This is a genomic window from Microcystis sp. M_OC_Ca_00000000_C217Col (assembly GCF_007095585.1).
Classification (GTDB): Bacteria; Cyanobacteriota; Cyanobacteriia; order Cyanobacteriales; family Microcystaceae; genus Microcystis; species Microcystis panniformis.
The window spans coordinates 1-3725 of the sequence record NZ_SFBV01000095.1 but is presented as its reverse complement, the minus strand read 5'-3'; the positions used below and the strand labels follow the sequence as shown (position 1 = coordinate 3725).

2 protein-coding genes and 2 pseudogenes are annotated in these 3725 nt (G+C 41.1%); 2 read left to right on the top strand and 2 right to left on the bottom strand.

Features of this window, described 5'->3' with window-relative positions; translation table 11 throughout:
- A pseudogene (locus tag EWV66_RS05365) lies at positions 1-128 on the bottom strand (ISL3 family transposase); the annotation flags it as partial.
- A gap of 364 nt (positions 129-492) precedes the next feature.
- Positions 493-1338, bottom strand: a pseudogene (locus tag EWV66_RS24340) (Uma2 family endonuclease).
- 189 nt (positions 1339-1527) lie between these two features.
- Here EWV66_RS24340 and EWV66_RS05355 point away from each other — a divergent pair.
- A complete protein-coding gene (locus EWV66_RS05355) occupies positions 1528-2451 on the top strand; it encodes a hypothetical protein (protein ID WP_002786799.1) in 924 nt (307 codons plus the stop codon).
- A gap of 130 nt (positions 2452-2581) precedes the next feature.
- Positions 2582-3457 (top strand): glycine--tRNA ligase subunit alpha, encoded by an 876-nt coding sequence (gene glyQ / locus EWV66_RS05350; RefSeq protein WP_002786801.1) that lies wholly within the window; start codon positions 2582-2584, stop codon positions 3455-3457.
- Positions 3458-3725: the final 268 nt, after the last annotated feature.

Below are 3725 nucleotides of genomic sequence, written 5' to 3'. Positions count from 1 at the left end.
TTTTGCTCGTCCTTTAAGTCCTCTTTATTCTTCCATAATAAATGAGGTAATCCTTTTTCATGCACCCCCATTAACTTTCTCAATTTATTAAGCTCGTCATTGATGATAGCCATTACATGGGGAGCATCTCACCTGATATTCCTCCTCTAAAAGGACAAATCGAAGCTATTTTACAGGAATTTGTTTGACGAAACCCAACCCAATTACTTAAATGTCGGGTTTCACTATCGTTTAACCCCACCTACTTTATTCTTCGATTTACTTGATAGCTACTGGCAAAATCTGAAACCCTTGGTAGGGACAATTCATGAATTGTCCCTACATTTTCGGAGTAAAATTCATTAATTATCCCTACTTTTTCGGAGTAAAATTCATTCGGTCTTTGTGTCCTCTGTGTCTCTGTGGTTCCTTCCACTCACTGCCCGCAAGACTATATCTTAGAATACATTTTACCCACCAAACCCAAGAGATCCCACTGACCATCTTGCACCCCTACAAGGTTTCATCGGGATTAATGCCTAATTCTCTTAATCTTGCCGTTAATTGCTCAATTTTTTGTAAAGCCAGTTCTTTTTGTTGACGTTCAGATTCTTTGGCCTGTTTCTCCAGAAGAGCGGCTTCCTCAGGTGTTGGGATTAACTGACCCCTAGAACTAAAATAACGCAATTTATCGGCGTAGATCCCTAAATATAAGCCCAATTCTTCACTCCATAACCAACCTTGCTGATTGGGTTCAATCGGTTGATATTTTCCCCTAATTAACGTATATCCTTCAAACTCTAAACTATAGGGGTCAAACCAGAAATAATCAGGAGTCCTAAATGTATTTTGATAAATTTCTTTCTTTTCTTCCCTATCAGTCTTAGCGGTACTTTCAAAAGAGGATTTCTATAATTCTGTGTGGAAACGAGGTCTATACTGATAGAATATCCGCAAAATAGCCCTAAAAGTCTTGCCCGATAAGCATTTCACGACTCCATAAGCAAAAATTATCACACAAAGTCGAGAAGAGCCAGGATATTTTCCCTCTTCTTGCCATACTACCCAACTTTTCCGGTTTGGGTTTCTAGTTGTTCCCAATACTACAAAAAAGTCGGGTCTTCTAAAGTATTCTGATTTTTTCTGATTGGGTCTGTAGTAGATGGTTAAATTCCCGGTTGCAAAGTAATCTTCTCTATCTTGCCATAACCATTCTAGGCATTTTATCAATAAAATAATCTGAGTTAGATGTAAATTACTTTCCAATGGCGGTTCATCACTCCAAAATTCGCCCGTTGGGAAGATTATCTCATCTTTTCGGGCGGTTTGGCCAGGGGATAGGGGTTGAGTTGTAGTCATGGTTATCTGCTATGAATAATAAGCTGCCCGTGTATTTAAACTGCTTGTTGAGACGGGACAAGGGGCAACAGTAAAGGGATTGGGGAAGATTCAGCTAATCTAAGGATAGGCGGTTAAAATGCGTCTTAGCCTATTATTTGTGTTAATCTCATCTTTACAGATCAAAACCCTCAATCGTCTAAGGAGACAATGGCCGCTAATTCTCGGAATAAATCGCCCCTTTTTCTCGGCTGTTCTGGCAGAATCGCTATTTTTTGCCTCTTGATGTTATTATCGGCGGCAATAGGCTGGTTAATCGGGAAACAGTGGGTTAAACACAGCAATCAACCCCAAACCGTTAAACCCGTTTTTGCCACGGAGGAAAATAACTTTAATTCTGCCACAGATACGGCATGGCAACGGAAAGCCGAGATGAGAAAGCGCCGTCTAGAGTTGGGAATTGATGGTCAGTTTTTTAAAAATCTCGTCAATGAATTGTTTAGCCTTCGCTATGGGGATATCAAAGAGGAAAAACAGAAACAGGAACAAAGAGACATTTTAGCAGCAGAAATCCTTGATCGCTTAGAACGTCTCGATTCTGGCACTAGAGAAGCATTAGGTAGCTACGACGAGCAACAGCGAGAAAAATGGCGAGAACAAGTGAATCAGTTACGCTTAAGCAGTAGAGTCCTTAATTTACTTACTGATACCGCCTTTTTTCAGCTATTTACCGAATTGACAGAAAGACCAAATTTTGATAGCGGTCTAGGTCAACTGTGGAGTGGCTTGGCCTGGAATCAGTTACAATCTTTACAGTCTGGCCTATCTTACCAAGCGCTCGAAAGTTTAGACGCGGGGGGAGAGGAAGTTATCGAGGCAATTCTCAGCGAGGGGCAAGGAAAAGCCTATGCAATAAAATTGCGTTCCAGTAATCGGTTAGACTTAAATTTAGAGGCGGAAGGCGAAGTTTTACTATCTTTCTACTCTCCCACGGGTAATATTACCCTTTTAGACAAGTCTAGCGATCGGCAATGGTCCGGTCAATTACCCGAAGAGGGATTTTATGAATTAGTTATTCTCCCCCAATCTTCTACCCCTGTTCACTTTCGCTTGCAGTTAAAAGTAAGTCAGTGACTTTAACTGTCAGGAGTCGGTCGGCGGCTTTTTTCTCCCCAACCTCCCATCTCCCTACAACCCACACCCTACACCCCACACCCTACACCCCACTTCCCCAACCCCTAATCTGCTTTTTTACTTTTTCCCCATGTCTTTAACTTTCCAAGCTGTTATCGCTAAATTAAATGAATTTTGGTCTGATCGCGGTTGTTTAGTTGCTCAACCCTATGATACCGAAAAAGGTGCAGGAACCATGAGTCCCCACACTTTTTTAAGGGCAATTGGTCCGGAACCTTGGGCCGTTGCCTATGTGGAACCCTGTCGTCGTCCTACGGATGGCCGTTATGGCGAAAATCCCAATCGTTTTCAGCATTACTATCAATATCAAGTCCTAATTAAACCCTCTCCCGATAATATTCAGGATATCTATTTAGACTCCCTGCGGGTGTTAGGAATTAACCCAGAAGATCACGATATTCGCTTCGTGGAAGATAACTGGGAATCTCCCACCCTCGGCGCTTGGGGTGTGGGTTGGGAAGTGTGGTTAGATGGTATGGAGATCACCCAGTTTACCTACTTTCAACAGTGTGGGGGTATCGATTGTCGTCCCGTGGCGATCGAAATTACCTACGGTTTAGAAAGATTGGCCATGTATCTGCAAGATGTAGAGGCAATTAATAAAATTCAATGGAATGAAAATATCCTCTACGGTGATATTTTCCTGCAAAATGAAATCGAACAATGTACCTACAATTTTGAGGCTTCTAATCCTGAGTTATTGTTTAGTTTATTCAGTTTATATGAACAGGAAGCTAAACAATTAATCGATCGCTCTCTGGTGATTCCCAGTCTAGATTATGTTCTTAAATGTTCCCATACTTTTAATTTACTCGATGCTAGAGGTGTGATTGCTGTAGCTGAAAGAACCCGTTATATCGGCAGAATTCGCAATTTAGCTCGACAGGTTGCTCAATTGTATTTACAGCAACGAGAAGCTTTAGGTTTTCCCCTACAAACGGTCTAGCGATCAGTTATTCTAGCAGTCAGCATTTTCAGTAATCAGTTATCAGTTACCAGTTATCAGATGCGAGTTTTCAGTTCACTGTTTACTGTTCACTGATAAAATCTCCCCAACCTCAAACCAGCAACTTTAAACCTCATAAGTCCAAGAACTAAGCTAAAACGCACTTAAACCACCTAAAATAGAAATAGTAACTTGAGAAAAATCCTACTTATGCCAGCCAAAGATTTCCTAGACTTAGAAGAAAAGAAAAACTTACAAAAAGCTCTTA